Genomic DNA, 20,439 nt, shown 5'->3' on the forward strand with positions numbered 1-20,439 from the left:
ATCATCCCAGATCAGAAGGCACTTTCGCGTTCCCGGGCGTCACCACCACCAGCCCTTACTGAAGGGCCGAGGCTAAGCGCGGACAGCCCTGAGGAACAGGTCGATCTGGCGGCCCGCGACCTCGGGCCAGTCGCCCGCGAAAGGCATCGGCACTGCGATCAGCGAGCCGAAGATGATGACATCGCGGGCCGTCAGATCGGGCCGTAGCGTTCCGTCCGCCGCGCCGAGTTCGACAATCCGACCGACGCCCTCCCACACGAGCCGGTCGAGGCGTCGATACTCGGGATCGGTCGTGATCGGGGCGCCGTGATGCGGCAGGAAGAGCTCGGAACCGTGCCGTACCGTGCCGATCAGGAACTCCCGCACGGCCTCGATGCCCGGAAGCCCGCGCGTGAGCACCTCGTCGAGCATTGTCAGCACCATGCCGATGGAACGGACCTCCAGGGCTACCAGCAGGGCGTCGCGGTCGCGAAAATGACGGTAGAGCGTCCCGACGCCCACGCCGGCCTCCTGCGCGACGGCCGCCATCGGAGCGGTGCTGTCACGCTGCAACGTCCGCAACGCCGCCGCCAGGATCTTCTCCCTGTTGGCGAGGCCGTCGCTGCGGGGAGCGCGACTCACCGTTGGTCCCCGGGACGCGCTGCGGTCATGACCCGAATACTAGGTTCCTCCTCGCCATCGCCCCGGCCGCGAGCCCTCGCACCGGGCCAGCTCCGCCGGTAGGCGCGTCGCACCGCACGCCCCAGGGCGGGCTATGGCCGTTCCATGACGAATGTGTGGCCTGCCCTCGGAGACTGGCGTCAGTCGATGGTCCCGCGCCTCGGCGGGGAGCCCGGCTTCTCCACGATTCGACCCAGCATCTCTTTCTACTGTCGGGCCGGCCCCCTCACCGGCGAAATGGCACGGGCGGGATATCGACGCCGGCCAGCCCGTCGTCCACTGACCGGGGACGCCGCCCGACCTCGCCAACCACCCCTAGGAGGAATCTTGAGACGACTAGTCGCCGCAGCGGCGGCCGCTGCCGTGGTCTTGGGCGGCCTGCAGGCGCCCGCGAGCGCCAGCACCCCGACGCTCTTCGGATCGTCGGTGCACCAGCCGTCCGGGCAGACGTTCAACCAGGCGCTTGCGGCGGCGGACGCCCGCTACGGCACGCTGCCGATCCTGCGGGTCTTCTACCCGGGTGCCCCCGGCGCGTGGACCGACGCCAAGCTCAACACTCCGGGACGCTCGACGGTGGTGTCCTTCAAGTACGACGCCGACGTCATCCTGACCGGCTCGGCGGACGACTACCTGCGCACCTGGTTCGCCAACGCGCCGCAGGACCGGGACATCTACTGGACCTACTTCCACGAGCCGGAGGACGACATCCGCGACGGCGCGTTCACGGCCGCCGCGTACCGGGCGGCGTGGCAGCGCATCGCCGGCCTTGCCGACCAGGCGAACAACTCGCGCCTGTACGCCACCACCATCCTGATGGACTGGACGCTCGACCCGAAGAGCGGGCGGAACTGGCGCGACTACTACCCGGGTGCGGCGTACGTCGACGTCATGGCCTGGGATGTCTACGGCTTCGACGTGACGAAGTCCGAGACCATGGCGGCGCACAACGCGCTGCGCCCGGGTCTTGAGGCGGCCCGGTCGGAGGGCAAGCCGTACGCGGTGGCGGAGCTGGGCGTGGACGACCACGCGAACCGGCCGGCGATGCTGCGCGAGATCGCCAGGTGGATGCGCAACACTGCTGACGCCCGGTTCGTCACCTACTTCGACGCGACCGGCTGGCCGCAGTACGACCTGATCGGCGACTCCGGCAGCATCCAGGCGTGGCGGGATGCGGTGAGCGGTTCACTGTTCGCCGGCCCGCCGGCCATGACCACCTCCGCGGGTCCCGCGGCTCCCACGTCGACGTCGATCCAGTGGTCGACCCGGGTCGATCCGGGACAGGCCACCGGCTGGGTCTCCTGTGCGTCCTGGCTGGCCGCCGGCGGGGATTTCCTGGAGGGGCCGCGCCGGTCGGTGTCCGGAAACCCGGAGACCGTCACCTGCGACCGGGCCGGGTTGGCGCCGAATACCGCCTACCAGGGCCGCCTCAAGTGGTGGAGCGCCCAGACCGGTGGCACCCTGACCGCCACCAGCAACATCGTCACCCAGGTCACGGCCGCGGCATAAGGGCACTTCGGCCGGCGACGACCGCTGGCTGAGGTCGACATCCACCCACTCACACCGGCGTCGGTCGCCTCCCCCCAGGCGGCCGACGCCGGCCTCTCTGTGCCGGGAGGACAACGCGCGACGTATCTGGTCCGGGCAAGCGAAAGTCGGTCGCACAGTGGACACTGAGGCGCCTGCGAAGGAGGGCTGCACGTCTTACTGATGATCCGGTACGGGGGTAACGGATGAGAATCAAGGTGTTCACCATGCTCGGGCCGGTCGAGGCCCATGCCGGAGACAACGGCGTGGCGCTCGGCGGTGCCCGTAACCAGTCGATCCTGGCAGCTCTGCTCCTGGACACTGGTCGAGTTGTGTCGATCCGCCGGTTGATCGACGCCGCCTGGGGAGACGACCCGCCAAGCAGCGCGCGTGCCCAGGTGCAGAACCGGGTGGGCGTCCTGCGTCGTCTCCTACGATGCGAACACGCAGATAGCGAGCTGATCGCCACCCGGGGTTCGGGATACCAGCTCAACCTCGACGGCTGGCAGCTCGATCTGCGCCAGTTCGACGAGGCTGTCGATCGCGCGGACGCCCTGGCGGACGGTGGCGACCTGGCCGGCGCCCGCGCGGCTCTCGGCGCGGCGTTGCGGCTGTGGCGTGGCCCCGCCCTCGACGGGCTGTCCACTCCGCTGCTGCAAACCGCCGCCGCGCAGATGGAGGAGCGTCGGCTGAGCGCGTTGGAACGCCGCATCCAGCTCGACCTCGCGCTGGGCCGGCACGGGGAACTGGTGCCCGAGCTGACAAACCTCACCGGCGAACATCCGTACCGGGAGGGCCTGCACGCGCTGCTCACGTTGGCCCTCTACCGGTCCGGGCGGCGGGCCGAGGCGCTGAGCGCCCACCAGCGCGTCCGCCGGCTGCTGGCCGAACAGGTCGGCGTCGAGCCCGGTGAGCTGCTTCGTACGCTGCACGGGGCGATGCTGCGCGGCGACGAGTCGCTGGCCTGGCGACCACCAGTGGATGAGACCGTGGCGCGGTCGGTCGCCGTGCCCCACGAGCTTCCGGCGGACGTCGCCATGTTCACCGGCCAACGGCAGGCGCTTGCCGAGTTGGACCTGCTGCTCCCGGAGGTCGGCGCGCCGGCGTCGGCCGCGGCGATCGCGGGCTCGGCCGGGGTCGGCAAGACGGCGCTGGCGGTGCACTGGGCGCACCAGGTGTCGCACCGGTTCCCCGACGGGCAACTGTTCATCAACCTGCACGGCTATGCCCCGGAGCCGCCGCTGCGCCCGGTCGAGGCGCTGGGGGTGCTGCTGCGCTCGCTCGGGGTCCGTCCGGAAGAGGTGCCGATCGACGTCGCCGGCGCTTCGGCGATGTACCGGTCGCTGACGGCTGGCAAACGCATGCTGGTGGTGCTCGACAACGCGCGCTCGGCGGAGGACGTACGGCCCCTGCTGCCCGGGGGTCCGGGCTGCCTGGTGCTCATCACCAGCCGGGACCGACTCGCCGGGCTCGCCGCCCGCGAGGGTGTCCGCCGCCTCACGCTGGGCGTGCTCACCCCCGATGACGCCGGCACACTGCTGGCCAGGCTGCTCGGCGAGGAGCGCGCCCGCGCGGAGCCGGAAACGGTCGGCGAGCTGGCGAGCCTCTGCGCGTACCTGCCCCTGGCATTGCGCATCGCGGTCGCCAGCCTCGCGCACCGGCCGTACCGACGCGTCGCCGATCTCGTGGCCGAGTTGCGCACCGAGGACCGGCTCGCCGCGCTCGCCGCCGATGACGACGACGAAGCGGCCATCCAGGTGGCGTTCGACCTGTCGTACGAGACGGTGCCGCCGGCCGCCCAGCGGCTGTTCCGGCTGTTGGGCCTCGCGCCCGGGGAAGACTTCTCGACGGCGACCGCCGCCGCGTTGAGCGGGATCACGCTCACCGAGGCGGAGCAGTTGCTCGGACGGCTCGCCGCCGCGCATCTCATCGAGGAGCACGCCCCGGACCGGTTCGCCTTCCACGACCTGCTGCACCGGTACGCCCACGACCGGGCGATACGGCAGCACAGCGCCCACGAACGTCGGGCAGCCCTCAGGCGGTTCTACGGCTCCTGCCTCGCCGAACTCGACTATCCAACGGGTGAGCGGGATGGGCGGCCCGCCCGGCACCAGCGGCTGCTTGTGTGCGGCGCATCCGGCGCGGCGTGTCGGCGATAGCGTGGAGCCGCAGCCCAGAGAGGAGGTCGGGTGCGGTTCGCGCTGGACGCACTGCTCGTCGACGTGCCGGCGGAGCAGGTCGACGAGGCCCGTGCCTTCTACCGGTCGAGGCGGGCGGGCCACGGCCCCCGCTCGCCTGAGGAGCTGAAGGAGGTCCGGGCGCGGAGGTCCGCTCCTCGTGCCGCCGATCCACCCGCCGTCGCAGAGACGATCGACGCCGCCGGTGCGCGCGTACCCGTCAGGATCCTGACCCCTGTCGACGGCCCGCCGCAGGGCGTCTACCTGGACATCCACGGCGGCGGCTTCTACCTGGACTCCGCCGCGCACCGGGACGAACGCAACCGGGCGCTTGCCGATGCCCTGCGCCTGGCCGTTGTCAGCGTCGACTACCGGCTGGCGCCCGAGCATCCCTGGCCGGCCGCACCCGACGACTGCGAGGCGGCGGCGCTCTGGCTCGTCGAGGAGGCCGAGGCCCGCTTCGGCACCTCCCGACTCGCGATCGGCGGCAGCTCCGCCGGAGCGACGCTCGCCCTGGCGACAGTGCTCCGGCTGAGAGACAGGGGCGTCGTCGACTGCTTCACCGGCGCCGCGCTCCAGTTCGGCACCTACGACCTGAGCGCGCGGACCCCGGCCGGTCGCCGTATCGCCGACGAGTACTTCATCCAGGCGTACGTCGGCCACGTCGAGGACCGCACCGATCCCGACATCTCCCCCGTCTACGCCGACCTTCGCGAACTGCCCCCGACGTTGCTGGTCATCGGGAGCGCAGACGTGTTACTGGAGGACAACCTGACGATGGCTGGCCGGTTGTCGGCGGCCGGCAACGACGTCGAGGTCCGGATCTACCCCGAGTCACCGCACGGCTTCACAGGCCACCCCACGGCAATCGCCGGTACGGCGCTCAACGATGTCAACTCCTGGCTACGCGACCGGATCACGCAGTCGCAGCCAGTGCCGAGGGTGTCCGGCGGCCGACGATCGCCGGTGCCTCGTGGACCAGTTCGTCGTTCGTCAGCGCCTCCACCATGAACAGGGCGAAATCCACCCGGCGCGTGATGTTGCTCTTGAGCACGGGATCCCCGACGTGCCGGCTCCAGACGGGCAGGCCCTGGCTGTCGCCCTCCTCGAGGTCGCTGCCGCGCACGACCGTCCACCGGGTGTCGCTGGCGAAGATCTGCCGGCACGCCTTCACCTGGTCGCGGATATCGGCGAAGCGGGCCAGCCGCGCGAGCACCCCGAAAACTGCGACGAACGCCCTGAGCGTCCACGGGTAGACGTCCTGGCCGTCGCGCGTGATGTGCCAGCCGCACGAGAAGATCAGGCGTGCTCCCGGGTCGGCGTGGTCCAGGACCGCCCGCGCCGTGCCCGTCGAGTAGCCGTGCACACCCCAGGGGACCAGGACGGTGAGCACACCGTCGCAGCCGGCGACCGCCCGCTCGATGACGGCACGATCGTTCGTCGGCCCCGCGACGACTGTGACTCGGCCCTTGAACTCGTCCAGCTTGTCCACGCTGCCCGCACGGCACACGCCGACGACCTCGTAGCCCTTGTCCAGCGCGTGCCGGACCATGTACCTGCCAAGTTTTCCTGACGCTCCGACGATGCAGACCTTCGACCTGCCACGACTGCTCATGATCGTCCTCTCGTTGCCATGTCGGCCCCGATTCGCCTACTCGTCGGGGTATTGAAAGACCTCGTCCAGTGGCACGCCGAACGCCCGGGCGATCTGGAACGCCATCTCCAGCGACGGCGAGTACCGCCCCTGCTCGATGGCGATGACCGTCTGCCGGGTGACACCGACGCGCTCGGCCAGGTCGGCCTGCGTCATCTCGTCGTTGGCGAACCGAAGAGCGCGGATCCGGTTGGTGACGCGGGTCGGTTTAACCATTGAAGACACCGTGGTACGCGCGGATCCTCGCGATGGCCCCCCACGTCGCTCCGATGGCGCCGATCACGAACAGGGCGTTGCCGATCCAGAAGTGATCCACCTCGAACATCACCAGCGCCAGGACGACAGCGCCGCCGAAGGCGGTGATGGCCTGCGCCAGGCGGTCGCCGTAGCGGTCGATCTGCTTGTCTCGTACGTCCCCTTTGGACTCCACGTCCCGGTTGGCGACGGCTGCCGCGATCGAGACGAGGATGGTCCCCACGATGGTGCCGACGATCGTCGCGCCGATCGTCCACAGCATCGGCCCCACCCAGGAGACCTCCGCGGCGGGCCGGTCGCCCAGCCGGGGCAGGACCACGCCAAGGTACGCGATGGATGCCCCAGGCATGACGATGGCCGAAACCCATGCGTTCCGCTGCCCGAACGTCATGGCGACTCGGTCTTCTCGGTTGGCGTCGCGGATCATCACCCACTCCCCCCGTGTCAAGAATTGTTTACATGGCCCAATGTAAAACATCTCTTACATCACGTCAATCATCCTCGACACGGAGCCCGCAGCGGCACGCGCCGGGAGTTCGCCGGCTGACCCGCCGCCGAGGACGCGCCGCGACCGCCGCTGACCCTCGTCCATCGAGGCGAGCGGCGGTCCGGCATCTCACGTCCACGTGACTGGTCGGGGTAGCGCGAACCTGGCCGGAAACCGGTGCCTGCTCGTCGCTCCGGTGCCATATGCTGCGCGCGTCGGCACGGGGGCCACGGGGAGATTTCACATGCGACGGCATTTCACGGCAGCGCTCGCGGCTGCGTTAATCACTGTGGGGTTGGCGGGCTGCGGCACGCCGGCCGGCACGGACGGCGACCTGGCCGACGACTGGCGACCGATGGCCCAGGCCAAGCAGTTCTCGCCGCAGGCCGGCGAGTGCCATGTCATCCCCGAGCCGAGCGCATATCTGAGCAGCTACGCCCCTGTGGACTGCGCGAAGACGCACCTGGTGGAGACGTTCCACGTCGGCACCTTCACGGGCGACCTGGCCGAGCGGAGCGCCCCGCCGACGGTGGAGTCGGCGGCCATGCGCCCGATCTTCACCGACTGCGACACCCGCGCCAAGGAATTCGTCGGCGGTGAGTGGCGCAGCGCCCGGCTCTCCGTGCAGGTCGCTCCGACGTCACCGGCCGGCTGGGCGGGCGGCAGCCGGTGGTACCGGTGCGACATCTTCGAACTTGACGAGGTGGACGGCGCGAACGGCGACACCGACCGGGCCATCCACCGGGCCGGCACGCTGCGCAACGCTGTGGGCAGCCGCTCCCCGCTGACGTACGGCTGCATGAACGAGGACGAGTGGGGCCGGCTGCGACCGGCTGGCTGCACCACCGCGCACCAGTACGAGTACGTCGGCATCTGGACCGCCCCGGACCGCTCCTACCAGGACGCCGTCCGCGACGAGGCAGCCATCCATCCCGCCTGCCGCACCATGGTCGCCCGTTACGCCAAGGTTCCCAACGACGCCAACCTGCGCTACCGCACCGGAACGGCGTACCGCCTCCCCTCCCCCAATCTGTGGGCGCGCGGCGACCGGGGTGTGCGCTGCTACTTCTGGTCCGGCGGCGAAACGGTCAAGCGGTCGATCGCCAACGGCGGCCCGGCGGCATTGCCGATCCGCTGAAGTCGTGGCCGCGCCGACAGGCGACCGGGAGGGGACGGCTCAGATCGGCCCGAGCAGCGCGGTCAACGCGGCGTCGCCCTGCCCGAGCCGTGACCCACCGCCGAGCGGCGTGACGAGGACCCGCCGGCAGCCGTCGAGTTCGACGTACGACTCCGCTCCGCTGCCGTCCAACTGTCGGAGCACAGCGAAACGGGACGCCGGAGTGCCGCAGGGCTTCGCCGGCCGGGTCGTGGCAAGCGCCCGCAGGATGTTCGCCTGCCGATCGGGCGGCAGCGCCCCGCCGTACGCGAAGTCACCGGCTGGCTTGCTGCCGCCCCGCTCATGGACGGGCACCAGGTAGACGCAGAGCCGCAGCGGCCCGGCCTCCGGGGCGGCGCCCGGCGCGGGCGGCTCGGGGCGACCGTCGGCCCCCTCCGCCCAGACCATGTCCGACCACTGTTGCTCGCAGCCTGCGGCCTCGGCCGCCGGAGATACGACCTGCCCGACGGTTCGTGTGGCGACAGTGGTCAGGCGCAACCCGTCCAACGCCGCGCGCACCTCCGGACGCGGTTTGGTGCATCCGTCCACAGGCAGGTGTGGCCGTAGCCAACGCCCCTGCTGGTCGAGCAGCGCCACCCAGGGCGGGATGACCAGGTCGAGGGTGCAGGCGACCTCCTCGTCGCCGCGCTGGTCAGGTAGGCGCAGCGCGGCGAGCAGGGAGTCGATGTCGTCGGCGCGTCGTTCGGTGGCCACCTGCTCCGTGCCGCCGGCGGGGCCGGGCCGGATCTGCTGTCCGCAGAGCACAGCGGTGACCGGCGTGAACGCGGGGTCGATGCGCCCGGCCGCCGGCTCGTCCGGCACCGGGGACGCCGATCCGCCCGGCGGGGGCGGGGCGGGCAGCACGGCGCCGGCGTGCGGTGCGTCCTCGGCACAGGACGTCCACTTGTCGACGATCTGGGCGGGGCCGGGAGTATCCACTCCGTCCGGCCCGGTGTCGGTGCCTGCACAACCGCTCAGCACCGCGCCGAGCAGCGCCGCCGCCACTATCGTTGCCCGCGAGCGCATCCCGCCCACCACCCCTCTGTCACCAACTCTGACGGGCGGTGACGGCGCCGGGTTCCCACTGGAACAGGTAGTGCGTCGGAGCGACAGACCCGCCTCGGCCTGCGGTCTTCGCCATCCGCACGGCGACCGCTGGGATCAACGGCCGATAGCGCAGAGCAACGCTGTAATGACACCATGCGGACGGTGGGTGAACACTCACCGTCCGCATGCTATTCTCCGATGTCGATCTCCGCCGTGCGGACCCGCACCGGGTCGTTGTCGGAAGGGACACCCCCCGATGCCGGCGTTAACCGCCCCCACTGTGCCGCCCCCCTCGCTGGACAACCCGGCAGGTGGCGCGTTCGGCCTCATCTTCACCACGTTGCCCGCGCTGCTGCGGCTGACGTGCGGGCTCGTCGGTGCGGCCGTGGCGCTGTCGGTGCGTACCCCACCGGTCGAGCCGGCGGTGCTGTGGCCCGGCGTGGCCGTGTTGACCGGCTGGTCACTCTTCTACGGCATTCGCGCGCTGCGCCACGGCATCACCCGGGTGTTGGCCGTCGGCGACATCGTGGTCACCGTTGCGGCGTGCCTGCTCATCCCCCAGATGGTGGCGCCTGAGGTGCTGCCCGGCGAGGGCAGCTGGATCGCCGTGCTGGCCAGCACCACGGTTATCAACGCGCAGGCCACGGCTCCCGCCCGCTGGTCGGTGCCGGGAGGGCTGCTGGTCACCGCCGCGTACGTCGTGGGCGCACAGGCCGCCGGCAACGTCACCGAGGCGCGGGCGCACGCCGCGACGCTGCTTGTGCAGACGGGCGTCACGGCGTTGGTGACCGGGGTGATGCGCCGCCGGATCGGTCGGGCGGACCTGGCGTTCGCCGAGCACCAGCGGCTGACCCGGGAGTCTATGGTCGCGCGGGCCGCACGGGAGGCGGAACGCCAGCAGAACCGCGATCTGCACGACACCGTGCTGGGCACGCTGACGATGGTGGGGCTCGGCGCGGTGGCTGGCCCGTCCGTTGCGTTCCGCGATCGGTGCGCCACCGACCTGCGTACCCTCGTGGCGTTGACCGACAGCGGCCCGACGCCCGGCGACGGCCCGGTGTCCCTGGACGGTCGGCTGCGGACGGTGTCCGACCGGCTGCCCCAGCTGCGGGTGCACATGGACCTGGCGGCGTGCGCGGTGCCCGCCGGGGTGGCCGACGCGATCACCGAGAGCGCCTACGCGGCATTGTCCAACGTGGACCGGCATGCTCCCGGCGCGCGGGCCGTGCTGCGGCTGACCCGCGACGCGATGGCCGTCGTGGCCGAGATCGTCGACGACGGCCCGGGCTTCGACCCGGCCACCGTCCCACCGCACAGGTACGGGCTGCGCGAGTCGATCCACGGCCGGATGGCAGCGGTCGGCGGGCGGGCCGACGTGCGGTCAGCGCCCGGCGCGGGCACCCGGATCCGACTGGAGTGGCCACGTGTCGGCTGACCTCGACGTGCCAGCGGGCCACACCGTCACCCGCGGGGCAGCGACTCCGCAGCAACAGTCGGACGCGACGCCGGAGCCCGGCGAGGGGGTGCACGCCGCACCGGCTGCGGTGGCGCGGGCCTCCGATCGCGGAGCCCGGATCGTCGTCGTCGGCATCGCGTGGGTGTGGCACGTGACGATCGGCCTCCCCGCGGTTCTCGGCGTACGCACGGAGTTCGCCGAGCCGGCTGTCGTGCTCGGCTGTTGGGCGCTGGTCGCCGTGGCGGGCGTGGTCGCCGGCGTTTTCCTGCTGCGCGGCACACCGCTGCCGCCGTGGCCGCTGGCAGTGCTGCTGCTCGCCGCCGACGCGGCGGTCTTCGCGGCGGTCGGTGATCGGCACCTGTTCGGCGCGGCCAACTGGGTGTGGAGCACGCTCGGCTGGTTCTTCGTGCTCATGCTGTGGGGCCGCCGGGTCGTCGGGCTTGTCGTGCTGCTGACCACGCACACGGTGATCGCGTTGGTCGCCGTACTCACCCACGGCCCCGACGCCGCCGCCCTGGCCCGCTTCACGATGTACGTCTACGGCACCTTCTCCCTGCAACTGGCCGTCTTCGTGGGCGGCATGACGATCGTCGGGCTGGCCCGGGACCGGGCGGCCACGGCCGCCGCGTTGCACGCGATGGCCGCCGAGCGGGCTGCCGCCGAGCGGGGCCTGCGGGAGCGCCGCGACCGGCTCGCCCTGGCCGGCAGCGCGGCCGGCCGGGTGCTCGGTGAGCTGGCCTACGGTGCGGCCGACCCGGACGACCCGGAGGTGCAGCGGCGCTGCGTACTTGCCGCAGCCCGGTTACGCCGCATGATCGCGGAGTCCGACGACGTACCCGATCCGCTGCTGCACGAGTTGCGGGCCGCCGCCGACCTGGCCGAACGCAACGGACTGCCGATCGACCTGGTCACCATCGGCAATCCACCGCCGTTGCCCGTCGAGATCCGCCGTCAGCTGGCAGACCCGCTCGCCGCGCATCTCGCCGACGCACGGGGTTGGGCACGACTGACCGTCGTCTCCGGCCCCGACGAGGTGGTGGTCAGCCTTGTCACGCCCGACCGGGAGGGGCCGGAGGCGACCGGCCCACCACCTGGGGAGTACGACCACGGGCCGGTACAGCACCTCTACGAACGGGACGGGGACATCAGATGGGCGCAGACCCGGTGGCGGAAGTGACCGGCGATCGGGCGGTCGGGGTGGCGATCGTCGATGACCACCCGGTGGTCGTCGACGGGGTTCGCGCCTGGATGGCCACCGAGCCCCGGCTGACAGTGCTTGCCACCGGCGACGATCCGGACGAGGTGCTGCGGGCGGCGCCGGACGCCGACGTCGTCCTGCTCGACCTGCGGCTGCACGGCCGGATGGCGCTTGACAAGCTGGCCGAGTTGAGTGCCACCGGGCGACGGGTGGTGGTCTATTCGGAGCACACCGATCCGCAGACGATGCTCGCCGCGCTGGACGCCGGGGCGGTGGCGTTCCTGGCCAAGCACGAGGGCCGGGAGCACTGCGTGGCGACGGTGTTGGCGGCGGCGAGCGACCGCCCGTACGTGCCACCGGCGTTGGCCGGCGCGATGGTCGGCGATCCGAGGCCGGACCGGCCGATGCTGTCCGACAAGGAGCGTGAGGCGCTGCTGCTCTGGTTCCAGTCGATGTCCAAGGCGTCGGTGGCCCGCCGGATGCAGATCAGCGAACACACGGTGAAGCAATACGTGGACCGTGCGCGCATCAAGTACACCCGTGCGGGGCGGCCGGCCGCCACAAAGGCCGCATTGCTCGCCCGTGCGATCGAGGACGGGCTAGTCCGCCCGGAGGAGATCGGCATCTACCGGTCACAGGCGACGTACGACCGGCCGACCCCCTAACGGCCGTCATGACAGCGCCCCCCGGATCCGCGAGGCTCGTACGCACAGCCCAGCTGACCGGAAGGTCGTGACGATGCATACCGACGCGTCCCCCTTCTTCATCGGTCCACACCGGTTCGACGCACCGGACGACGAGGTGGGTCCCACCCTGGACCGGCACTACAACATGCGTCCGCTGCCCGGTGAGAACGTGCTCAGCCGACACCGGCTGTCGGTCGCGGGCTGCCTGCTCGGGCCGACCGAGGCTCATCTCGGCTGGCAGCTTCCCGGGCCGGTTTCGGTGACAGTCACCGATCAGCGAATCTGCTGGGTGGGCACCGGTTCGCAGCTGTCCCTCGTCGCCGACGGCACGTCCCGACGCCGGCCCCCGGGCCGGCTTGGCGGTCTGATGACCGGCCAGGTCCGCTGGCAGTGGCCGTCCCGGCTGGAACTTCCACAGGCCGATCCGGCCGAGCTGCTGATTGTCTGCGACGCGCTGCGCACCATCCAGCAGCCGGCGCTTGCCCTCGGCGGGCCGGCCGGAGAGGTAATCGCGCTGGCCCAGCAGATCCGCCGGGCAGTGGCCGTGTTCCGGCTCACCCACCCGGAGCTCGTGGACCTCTCCGCCCAGGAACGCGACGTGCTGCTGTTGCGGGCCGGCCCCGCGTTGCTCGCCGGCGAGAACCGGATCACCCTGCCTGGTTCACTGCCTGTGGAATTCCGCTCCCGGGACGACTACTACCGTTCGGGGCCGGAGCCGACGTCCTGGGACGGGCTCGCAGGCGGCGCAGCATCCGGGCGTCGGTGAAGCCCACGTTGCGCGCCGCAGCCTCCACGGTCGCGCCGTGCCCGATCAGGTGCTCGGCGCGTTCCACGCGCAGCGACTGCTGATAGCCCAGCGGCGTCAGCCCGGTGGCCGCGCGGAACAGCCGGGTCAGTGTCCGCTCCGCCACACCGCCGGTGGCGGCCAGCTCGGCCAGCGGCAGCGGCTCGGCGTACCGAGTGTCGATCACGTCCTGCACCCGGTGCACCGCGTCGGACAGGTGCAGGCGATGACGCATCATCGCGCTGGCCTGCGGCTCGTTTCCGTTGCGCCGGGTGTGGACGACGAGCGTGCGGGCGATCCGGGCGGCGGTGGCCGGGCCGTGCCGGGTCGCCACCAGGTGCAGGGCAACGTCGATGCCGCTGGCGATACCCGCCGAGGTGACCACCCGGTCGTCGACCACGTACAGCACGTCGCGGGCCACCCGGGCTGCCGGGTAACGGCGGGCAAGGTCGTCCTGCACCTCATGGTGGGTGGTGCAGCGTCGGCCGTCGAGGAGCCCGGCGCGGCCCAGTGCGTACGCGCCCGCGCAGACGCTCGCCACAGTGCCGCCGGACGCGTGGTGGTCGGCCAGGCGCCGCAGGTCGGCCGGCGACACCGGCCCTTGCGGGCCGTGCGCCGCCGGCCGCCAGCCCGGCACGATCACCAGGTCTTCCGGCGTCAGCTCGGGCCAGAGCGTCTCGGCCACCAGCGGTACGCCCTGGACGGTGGGGACCTGCTCCCGCTCGGCCACGTAGTGCAGCCGGTAGTCGTGGCCGAGGTCCGCGGCGCTGGAGAAGACCTGGGCCGGTCCGGCGAGGTCCAGCAGGTGCAACTGCGGGACCAGCAGGAAGACGACCTTGGCCATCGGCTCATCTCCGGGCGTTGACGAGGGCCGCGCCGGTGACCTCGTCGACGGTGCTGATGGTCGCGAAGCGGCCTGCCAACGCGTACTCGGTGCGGGTGATGATCTTCTCGGTGGTCATGGTGCGCGGATCGGCGAGGATCTCCTCGACGGTCGCTGTCTCCGGCACCTCCCGGTGCGGGATGGGGAAGGTCTGCGTGGCGTCGGTGACGAACGTCATCCGGTAGCCGAGGTCCGACCCCACCCGGGCGGTGGTCTCGACGCACTGCTCGGTGCGGATGCCGCAGACGGTGAGGTCGTCCACGCCCGCGGTGGTGAGCAGCTGCTGGAGATTTGTGGTGGTGAACGCGTTGTGGGCGGTCTTCACGAGCGTCGGCTCACCCGCGGCCGGTGTCAGTCCGTCGAGCAGGCGTACGTGGCCGCGCGCCGGATCGAAGACGCCGCCCGTGCCCGGTTCGGCGTGCAGGACCCAGACCACCAGGTCGCCGCGTTGACGGGCGGCGGTGACCAGCCGGTCGACCTGCCCGACGATGTCGGGGTTGGAGCCGTACGCCCAGATGGGGCGCTGCCGGAACGATTCCTGGACGTCGATCACGAGAAGTGCTGCTCTGCTCATGACGTCGATCCTGGTCGGGCGGTGACCGCGACGGCAGACACCATCACGCCCGCTTGCGGAACGATCCGGTCACCGCGCCGGCCGTTCAGACGCTGGGGGTACGCCGCTCCCCGGCGGCGTCCATGGCGGCGGCCTCCTCCGGTGTCGGGGCGGTGCCGCCCAGGTGCGCCGGCAGCCACCAGGTGTCGTCCGGGCCGGCCGGTTCGTCCGGGTACTCCCTCTGGGCGCGATCGACGAGCGCCGTGAGCCGGGTCGTCAGCTCGGCGGCCAGCAGATTCGGGTCCCGGAAGTCCGCCGGCTCGATCGGCTCGCCGACCAGGATCGTGATGGGCGTGTGCCGGCGGGTCAGGGTGCGCGGGCGGCCCTTCGTCCAGAGCCGCTGGGTGCCCCACAGCGCGACCGGCAGCACCGGCACCTTCGCCGAGCGGGCCATCCGGACGGTGCCGCTCTTGAGTTCCTTGACGGTGAACGAGCGGCTGATCGTGGCCTCCGGAAAGACGCCGACGACCTCGCCGCGCTTGAGCGCGTCCACCGCCGCCCGGAACGATGCCGCGCCGGCCTCGCGATCCACCGGGATGTGCTTCATCCCGCGCATCAACGGCCCGCCGATCCGGTGCTCGAAGACCGAGTGCTTGGCCATGAACCGGACCATCCGGCCCGAGGGGTTCGCGCCGAGGCCGGCGAAGATGAAGTCGAGGTAGCTCACGTGGTTGCTGGCCAGCACGGCCCCACCGGTGCGGGGTACGTGGTGGGCGCCCTCAATGTTGATCTTCAGGTCGAGGACCCGGAACATCGTCTTGGCGGCGGCGATAACGGGCGGGTACACGAGCTCCGGCATCCGCAGAATCTATCGTGCCCGGCTGTGGGTCGCCTGGGCGGCGGCCAGCGGCGACGCAGGTTGCCCGCGTCGCCGCTGTTCGGTGCGTCAGTCGGCCAGGTTGTCCAGGTCGAGCCGGCCCCGGGCGAACGCGTCCACCCGACCCCACCGGCCCGGAATGTCCAGTACCTCGATCCGGCCCATCCCCACCGGCAGCCGCGGCTCGACCGCCAGGTGCCCCTCGTGCGGCTCCAGGCCGAGCATCGTGCGCAGCAACAGCAGCGGCGTACCGGTCGACCACGCCTGCGGGCTACACGCCGTCGGATACTCCACCGGGAACTTCGTCAGCTCCCGCGGATAGCCGCCGAACGCCTCCGGCAGCCGCCCGTCGAAGTACGTCGCCGCGTCCAGCATGCCGTTGGCGATCGTCGCCGCCTCCTCGGCGAACCCGTACCGGCGCAGACCCCAGGCGATGAACGAGTTGTCGAACGGCCAGATCGTGCCGTTGTGGTAGCCGATCGGGTTGTACCGGGCCTCCCCCTCGGCCAGGGTCCGCACCCCCCAGCCGGAGAAGAGACGAGGTCCCACCAGGTGTTGCGCGACCTGCTCGGCCCGCTCGGGATCGACGATCCCGCTCCACAGCAGGTGGCCGATGTTGGAGCTGAGGACGTCACACTGGCGGCCGTCCGGGTCCAGCGCGAGCGCGTAGTACCCGCGGTCGGCGACCCACCAGTCTCTGTTGAACCGCTCCTTCAGCTCCGCCGCCTCCCGCTCCAGCTGGTCGGCGAACTCCGGGTCGCCCCAGAACTCCCGGGCCAGCCGCGCAGCGCGGATCTTCGCGTCGTACGCGTACCCCTGCACCTCGCAGGTGGCCCGGGGAAAGGGCGGCAGTGTCCCGTCGGAGTAGGAGATCGAGTCCCAGGAGTCCTTCCAGCACTGGTTCTCCAGACCCGTCTCGGTGTTGCGCCGCTCGTACCAGATGTAGCCGTTGCCGATTAGGTCGGCGTAACTGTCGATCCAGCCCAGCGCCGCCCGGGACTCCCGCTCCAACTCCTTGACCAGGTCGGCGTCTCCGGTCCACCGCTCGTACTCGTCGAGCAGCACCACGAACAGCGGGGTCGCGTCCACCGAGCCGTAGTACGGCGTGTGCGGCTGCTCCTCGAAGGCCGCGGTTTCCCCGTAGCGCATCTCGTGCAGGATCCGCCCCGGGTCCTCGTCCCGGAAGTCGTCGAAACGGGTGCCCTGCAACGACGCCAGGATGCGCAGGGTCGTCTTCGACAGTTGCGGGGTGAACGGCAACGTCTGTAGGCAGGTGAGGATGCTGTCCCGGCCGAACATGGTCATGAACCAGGGCAGGCCGGCCGCGGGAAGCGTGGCACCGCCCAGCGACAGCGGCGAGAAGCGCAGCGCCGCGAGATCGATCAAACTGCGCCGGTACGTCGCCGACACCCGGCCGTGCTCACTGTTGACCTTGGGTGCGTCTGCGATCCACTGCTCCAGGTCGTGCTGGAGGGCGAGCCGCTCGTTGCCGTGGATCCGAAGACCCATCCGCAGATCCCGGCCACCTGGTCCGATCGCGTGCGTCTTCACGTCGATCGCGGTGTTCCACTGCTCGTTGGGCTCCAGGCGCACCGTGTACGCGAACCCCTTGCTGTCGTAGCGGGCCGCCACCGAGGAGGAGATGATCGTCTCCCGCCGGAAGTTGCCCCGTCGGTAGCCCAACCGCAGCCTGTCCGCCTCGACCTCGGTGTAGATCTCGCCCTTCTTGTTCAGGATCTCGTCCTTGACCTGGAACAGGTCGGCGAAGTCCGACGCCGCGTCCATCCTGATCTCCAGGTCGACGGGCTTCTCGTCGTGGTTGAGGATGGTGAGCTGCTCGCGGAAGCTGCCGCCGACCGCGCGCTCGCGGATGATCGACAACTTCGCGTCCACATAGTGCGTCGCCATCCCCGGCACCAGAAAGAACCGCGACTCGAAGTACTGGAGGTCGTCGAAGGAGAGCGAGTTGAGCCGCTCACCGTTCACCGTCAGCACCCAGGTGGACAAGAACCGGGTGTCCAGGGAAAAGAGCCCGGTCGGCTCGCTCGGCGTCGCCTCGATGTCACCGGTGTCCTCGCAGACCACGAACGTGTTGCCGTCGAGGATCCGTACCGTGTTGCTCTGGCCCATCAGTTCGCCTCCCCCGCGAAGCGGCGACGCGGCCCCCGGGAGTCCGGCGGCCCGGGGAAGATCCGCTCCACCTGAACCACCAGCCGGGCGTCACCGGACACCGTCATGTCACCGCGGAACAGGGCGGCCAGGCCGTGCTCGCGGCCGGAGACGATGTCGTCGAACAGCGCCGGGCTCGTCCCGACCACCGTGTCGGCCTCCCGGTCCTCCTTTGTCACCTGCAGTCGACCGTGGTCGATCGCCAGCATCCAGTGCCGGGTCTGCGCACCCTCCTGAAGGTCGATCCGCATCGTCCCGGACGCCTTCGCCAGCAGGGGCTCGTACCCCCGTCGCTGAAGGTCCTCGAAGAACCTCGTGGTCGCGTCCACCATCGGGCCCCACTCCTCCCCGTTCACCGGCCGGGATCCCGTCCGGCGCGCTCGCGTCGCGCCCGGCCGGCGTTGCACCTGGACAACCGGGTCCCCGCCAACCCCGCGGTCAACCTCGCCCAGATCGGGTGAGCCGCCGACGCCGGTCGGTGGCGGTAACGTGCCGGAAGGACACGAGGGGACAGTCCGGGACGGAGTGCCAGATGACGGGGCGGACACCGGAGATCGACCGTCGCCAGGTACTCGCCTACCGGGTGGCGGCCCAGCAACTCGATCGCACTGCCGACCGGCGGCCGGGCGACCTGGCGGTACTTGCGCTCGGTGTGCAGGACACGCCGTACGGCGCGGCCCGCCAGGCGCTCGCCGCGCGGGGCGCGACCGGGCCGGACGACCGACTGGAGCTCGTCTGGTCCATGCGCGGCGCCCCACACCTGCACCGAGGGGCCGACCTGCCGAGGCTCACCGCCGCGCTCTGGCCGCTCACCGACGTCGACGCCACCCGCCGGATGCCGGGACAGATCAGGGAGGGCGCCCGGCTCGGGCTTGCCGCCTTCCGGGCCACCGCCGAGGCGTTCCAGGCGGTCGTGACAGCCGAGATGGAGCGCGGCGCGGTAAGCCGCGCCGTCTCCGAACTGGTGCCCGCCGAGCTGACCTACGACTGCCAGCCGTGCCGGTCCCGGCACATCTCCGGCGCGCTCTTCCAGCAGGCCGGGCTCGCCGGCGGGGTACGCCTCGCGGTGTCCGGCCGGGCCGCCCGGCTCGCGCCATTGCTCGACTGGCCCGGCCCGCCCGCCGAGGCGGCGCACACCGCCGAGGTGGTCACGACGCACCTGCGGCTCCTCGGCCCGGCCACCGTGGGCGATGCCGCCGGATTCCTCGGCTCGTCGGCGAGGGAGCTGCGCCAGGCCTGGCCCGCCGGGCTGACCGAGGTACGCGTCGACGGCAAGGCCACCTGGCTGCCCACCGACGCGCTCGACGCGCTGACTGGCGCGTCCCCGCCACGACTGGTGCGACTCCTCCCACCGGGCGACCCTTTTCTCGCCGGCCGCGATCGTGACCTGCTGGTCCCCGTACGCGAGCACCAGCAACAGTTGTGGCGGCCGGTCGGCAACCCCGGCGCGCTCCTGGTGGACGGTGAGGTGGCCGGCACCTGGCGGGCGCGGCAGGCCGGAAAGGGCCGGCTGGAGCTGACCGTCAGCCCCTGGTCGACGCTGTCCACCCGGGTTCGACGGGAACTCGACGCCGAGGCCGCCACTGTCGCCGAGGCCCGATCTGCCACCGACGTACGCGTCGAGGTCGACAAGCCCTGACGTCGGCTGGACGTTCGGGGTACCGCGAGCGGCCCGGGGCGACGCCGCCCCTGGTCGAAGACGGCCCCTGGTCGATGCGGCCTGTCGCCGACGAACGCAGCGCCGGCCCTCCCGACAGGGGAGAGCCGGCGCGCCCGCGGCGGACGATCAGTTGTTGGGCTCGTCGGCGCTGATGTCGGCAAGCACCGACTGCGGCTCACGCTCCACCGCGAGGTCACCCATCGACACGAGGCCGATCAGGCGGCCGTCCTCGATCACCGGCAGCCGGCGTACGGCGTAGGTGCGCATCAGGTCCGCGGCGGACACCGCGTCGTCGTACTGGCTCACGGTGATCACATCCCGGCTGATGATCTCCTTCAGCCGGGTCATGCCGGGGTCTCTGTTCTCCGCGACACCGCGGACCGTGATGTCCCGGTCCGTGACGATACCGACCACGCTGTCTCCGTCGGTCACCACCACGTCACCGATGGCGCTGTCCCGCATCTCCTGCGCGGCGGCGCTCAACGTGTCGTTGCCGTCCATCGTCACCAACCGGGTCGTCATGAACTCTCCGACCGTTGTCATGGTGCTCCCCTCTCGGTGTCGGCACGGCCCGTCTACCCGCCGCCCGGGGCGAGGTAACGCGCGCTGCGCTGCGCCGATCAGTCGCGCGGGGGCATCCCGTAGAGCCGCTCCACGTGCAGGCGCAGCACCACCCGACGCTCGGCCACCATTGCCTGGCGGTAGTCGTCCCAGTCCGGGTGTTCGCCGCGCACCGAGCGGTAGAGCCCCACCAACTCCTCGACCGTCGCGTCGCCGGGGTCGGCGGCGGGCGTGGTCAGCTCGGCGCGTCCCTCGATCACCGCGTACGCCCAGCCGTCCTCGCTGCTGACGTGGAAGCTCGCGCGTGGGTCGCGGCGCAGGTTGGCGGTCTTGGCCCGGCCGTCGGTGACGGACACCCGGATCAGGCCGGCCTCGGAGTCGAAGGCGTAGACCACTGTGGACAGCTGCGGTCGCCCGTCACGCTTGATCGTCGCCAGCACGCCCATCTGACGGCTGGCGATCAGGTCGGTCAACGCCTGCTGGGTGCTGTCGTCCGGCACGGGCTCCTCCAGATGGATCGTCGGCTTCGTCCCATCCAAGCACGACCGGCGAAGCACGACCGGCCGAAGGACACTCGGCCGAAGCACGACCGGCTGACCCGTAGCGCGCCCGTCGTCCGGAACGGCACCGCGCCCCCGCCGGTGGCCGGCGG

The 20,439-nt window shown here is 71.3% G+C and carries 21 protein-coding genes; 9 read left to right on the plus strand and 12 right to left on the minus strand.

Features of this window, described 5'->3' with window-relative positions; all coding sequences use genetic code 11:
• Nucleotides 1–72: 72 nt before the first annotated feature.
• Nucleotides 73–621 (minus strand): TetR/AcrR family transcriptional regulator, encoded by a 549-nt coding sequence (locus tag ACLQ23_RS27490; protein ID WP_053653034.1) that lies wholly within the window; start codon nucleotides 619–621, stop codon nucleotides 73–75.
• Between the two features lie 366 nt (nucleotides 622–987).
• Here ACLQ23_RS27490 and ACLQ23_RS27495 point away from each other — a divergent pair, with 366 nt between their 5' ends.
• The 3 genes from ACLQ23_RS27495 (at nucleotide 988) to ACLQ23_RS27505 (ending at nucleotide 5,372) form a co-directional block, all read left to right on the plus strand.
• On the plus strand, nucleotides 988–2,166 hold the full coding sequence (locus ACLQ23_RS27495; protein ID WP_157552303.1) for a hypothetical protein: 1,179 nt from the start codon (nucleotides 988–990) through the stop codon (nucleotides 2,164–2,166).
• A 224-nt stretch (nucleotides 2,167–2,390) separates the two neighbouring features.
• Nucleotides 2,391–4,343 (plus strand): AfsR/SARP family transcriptional regulator, encoded by a 1,953-nt coding sequence (locus tag ACLQ23_RS27500; protein WP_231639938.1) that lies wholly within the window; start codon nucleotides 2,391–2,393, stop codon nucleotides 4,341–4,343.
• A gap of 30 nt (nucleotides 4,344–4,373) precedes the next feature.
• Complete coding sequence (locus ACLQ23_RS27505; RefSeq protein ID WP_082377273.1) at nucleotides 4,374–5,372, plus strand: alpha/beta hydrolase; 999 nt, start codon at nucleotides 4,374–4,376, stop codon at nucleotides 5,370–5,372.
• On the opposite strand, the gene ACLQ23_RS27510 is transcribed toward ACLQ23_RS27505, so the two are convergent.
• The 3 genes from ACLQ23_RS27510 to ACLQ23_RS27520 are packed head-to-tail and all read right to left on the minus strand — an operon-like array spanning nucleotide 5,278 to nucleotide 6,697.
• Nucleotides 5,278–5,976: an NAD(P)-dependent oxidoreductase gene (locus tag ACLQ23_RS27510; RefSeq protein WP_082377274.1), complete on the minus strand. Its 699-nt coding sequence runs from the start codon at nucleotides 5,974–5,976 to the stop codon at nucleotides 5,278–5,280. The two genes, ACLQ23_RS27505 and ACLQ23_RS27510, sit on opposite strands and share 95 nt — an antisense overlap.
• Before the next feature lie 36 nt (nucleotides 5,977–6,012).
• Nucleotides 6,013–6,231: a helix-turn-helix transcriptional regulator gene (locus ACLQ23_RS27515; protein ID WP_053653038.1), complete on the minus strand. Its 219-nt coding sequence runs from the start codon at nucleotides 6,229–6,231 to the stop codon at nucleotides 6,013–6,015.
• Entirely contained in the window at nucleotides 6,224–6,697 is a 474-nt protein-coding gene (locus ACLQ23_RS27520; RefSeq protein ID WP_053653039.1) for a hypothetical protein, read from the minus strand. The genes ACLQ23_RS27515 and ACLQ23_RS27520 overlap by 8 nt, the downstream gene beginning before the upstream one ends.
• A 304-nt stretch (nucleotides 6,698–7,001) precedes the next feature.
• Between ACLQ23_RS27520 and ACLQ23_RS27525 the strand changes: the two genes are divergently transcribed.
• Nucleotides 7,002–7,895 (plus strand): septum formation family protein, encoded by an 894-nt coding sequence (locus tag ACLQ23_RS27525; protein ID WP_053653040.1) that lies wholly within the window; start codon nucleotides 7,002–7,004, stop codon nucleotides 7,893–7,895.
• A gap of 39 nt (nucleotides 7,896–7,934) precedes the next feature.
• Here the strand turns inward: ACLQ23_RS27525 and ACLQ23_RS27530 are convergent, their stop codons facing one another.
• Nucleotides 7,935–8,939 carry a hypothetical protein gene (locus ACLQ23_RS27530; RefSeq protein WP_355593902.1) on the minus strand — a complete coding sequence of 335 codons (1,005 nt, stop codon included), beginning with the start codon at nucleotides 8,937–8,939 and terminating at the stop codon, nucleotides 7,935–7,937.
• Between the two features lie 277 nt (nucleotides 8,940–9,216).
• Here ACLQ23_RS27530 and ACLQ23_RS27535 point away from each other — a divergent pair, with 277 nt between their 5' ends.
• The 4 genes from ACLQ23_RS27535 to ACLQ23_RS27550 all read left to right on the plus strand — a co-directional run bounded on the left by ACLQ23_RS27535 (nucleotide 9,217) and on the right by ACLQ23_RS27550 (nucleotide 13,066).
• Nucleotides 9,217–10,395, plus strand: coding sequence for a sensor histidine kinase (locus ACLQ23_RS27535; protein ID WP_053653042.1), 1,179 nt, complete (start codon nucleotides 9,217–9,219; stop codon nucleotides 10,393–10,395).
• 88 nt (nucleotides 10,396–10,483) lie between these two features.
• On the plus strand, nucleotides 10,484–11,593 hold the full coding sequence (locus ACLQ23_RS27540; protein ID WP_231639949.1) for a hypothetical protein: 1,110 nt from the start codon (nucleotides 10,484–10,486) through the stop codon (nucleotides 11,591–11,593).
• The gene (locus ACLQ23_RS27545) at nucleotides 11,566–12,279 is read left to right on the plus strand and encodes a response regulator transcription factor (RefSeq protein WP_053653044.1); all 714 of its coding nucleotides are present in this window, start codon (nucleotides 11,566–11,568) and stop codon (nucleotides 12,277–12,279) included. Before ACLQ23_RS27540 ends, ACLQ23_RS27545 begins: the two co-directional genes overlap by 28 nt.
• A 73-nt stretch (nucleotides 12,280–12,352) precedes the next feature.
• Nucleotides 12,353–13,066 carry a hypothetical protein gene (locus tag ACLQ23_RS27550; RefSeq protein ID WP_355593900.1) on the plus strand — a complete coding sequence of 238 codons (714 nt, stop codon included), beginning with the start codon at nucleotides 12,353–12,355 and terminating at the stop codon, nucleotides 13,064–13,066.
• Here the strand turns inward: ACLQ23_RS27550 and ACLQ23_RS27555 are convergent.
• The 5 genes from ACLQ23_RS27555 to ACLQ23_RS27575 form a co-directional block, all read right to left on the minus strand.
• Nucleotides 12,948–13,928 carry a GlxA family transcriptional regulator gene (locus ACLQ23_RS27555; RefSeq protein WP_355593898.1) on the minus strand — a complete coding sequence of 327 codons (981 nt, stop codon included), beginning with the start codon at nucleotides 13,926–13,928 and terminating at the stop codon, nucleotides 12,948–12,950. The genes ACLQ23_RS27550 and ACLQ23_RS27555 overlap by 119 nt on opposite strands.
• 4 nt (nucleotides 13,929–13,932) lie before the next feature.
• The gene (locus ACLQ23_RS27560; RefSeq protein WP_355593896.1) at nucleotides 13,933–14,541 is read right to left on the minus strand and encodes an isochorismatase family protein; all 609 of its coding nucleotides are present in this window, start codon (nucleotides 14,539–14,541) and stop codon (nucleotides 13,933–13,935) included.
• An 85-nt stretch (nucleotides 14,542–14,626) separates the two neighbouring features.
• Nucleotides 14,627–15,379 carry a lysophospholipid acyltransferase family protein gene (locus ACLQ23_RS27565; protein WP_355593894.1) on the minus strand — a complete coding sequence of 251 codons (753 nt, stop codon included), beginning with the start codon at nucleotides 15,377–15,379 and terminating at the stop codon, nucleotides 14,627–14,629.
• Nucleotides 15,380–15,466: 87 nt separating this feature from the next.
• Nucleotides 15,467–17,527 (minus strand): amylo-alpha-1,6-glucosidase, encoded by a 2,061-nt coding sequence (locus ACLQ23_RS27570; protein ID WP_355593892.1) that lies wholly within the window; start codon nucleotides 17,525–17,527, stop codon nucleotides 15,467–15,469.
• Nucleotides 17,527–17,898: an SCP2 sterol-binding domain-containing protein gene (locus ACLQ23_RS27575; RefSeq protein ID WP_355593890.1), complete on the minus strand. Its 372-nt coding sequence runs from the start codon at nucleotides 17,896–17,898 to the stop codon at nucleotides 17,527–17,529. Before ACLQ23_RS27575 ends, ACLQ23_RS27570 begins: the two co-directional genes overlap by 1 nt.
• A gap of 200 nt (nucleotides 17,899–18,098) precedes the next feature.
• Here ACLQ23_RS27575 and ACLQ23_RS27580 point away from each other — a divergent pair, with 200 nt between their 5' ends.
• The gene (locus ACLQ23_RS27580) at nucleotides 18,099–19,205 is read left to right on the plus strand and encodes a DNA glycosylase AlkZ-like family protein (RefSeq protein ID WP_425735720.1); all 1,107 of its coding nucleotides are present in this window, start codon (nucleotides 18,099–18,101) and stop codon (nucleotides 19,203–19,205) included.
• Between the two features lie 147 nt (nucleotides 19,206–19,352).
• Here the strand turns inward: ACLQ23_RS27580 and ACLQ23_RS27585 are convergent, their stop codons facing one another.
• Both ACLQ23_RS27585 and ACLQ23_RS27590 read right to left on the minus strand, forming a co-directional pair.
• On the minus strand, nucleotides 19,353–19,769 hold the full coding sequence (locus ACLQ23_RS27585; RefSeq protein ID WP_355593886.1) for a CBS domain-containing protein: 417 nt from the start codon (nucleotides 19,767–19,769) through the stop codon (nucleotides 19,353–19,355).
• A gap of 77 nt (nucleotides 19,770–19,846) precedes the next feature.
• On the minus strand, nucleotides 19,847–20,287 hold the full coding sequence (locus ACLQ23_RS27590; RefSeq protein ID WP_355593884.1) for a PPOX class F420-dependent oxidoreductase: 441 nt from the start codon (nucleotides 20,285–20,287) through the stop codon (nucleotides 19,847–19,849).
• Between the last annotated feature and the right edge of the window lie 152 nt (nucleotides 20,288–20,439).

Source organism: Micromonospora sp. DT41 (assembly GCF_049841715.1).
Taxonomy (GTDB): Bacteria; Actinomycetota; Actinomycetes; order Mycobacteriales; family Micromonosporaceae; genus Micromonospora; species Micromonospora profundi.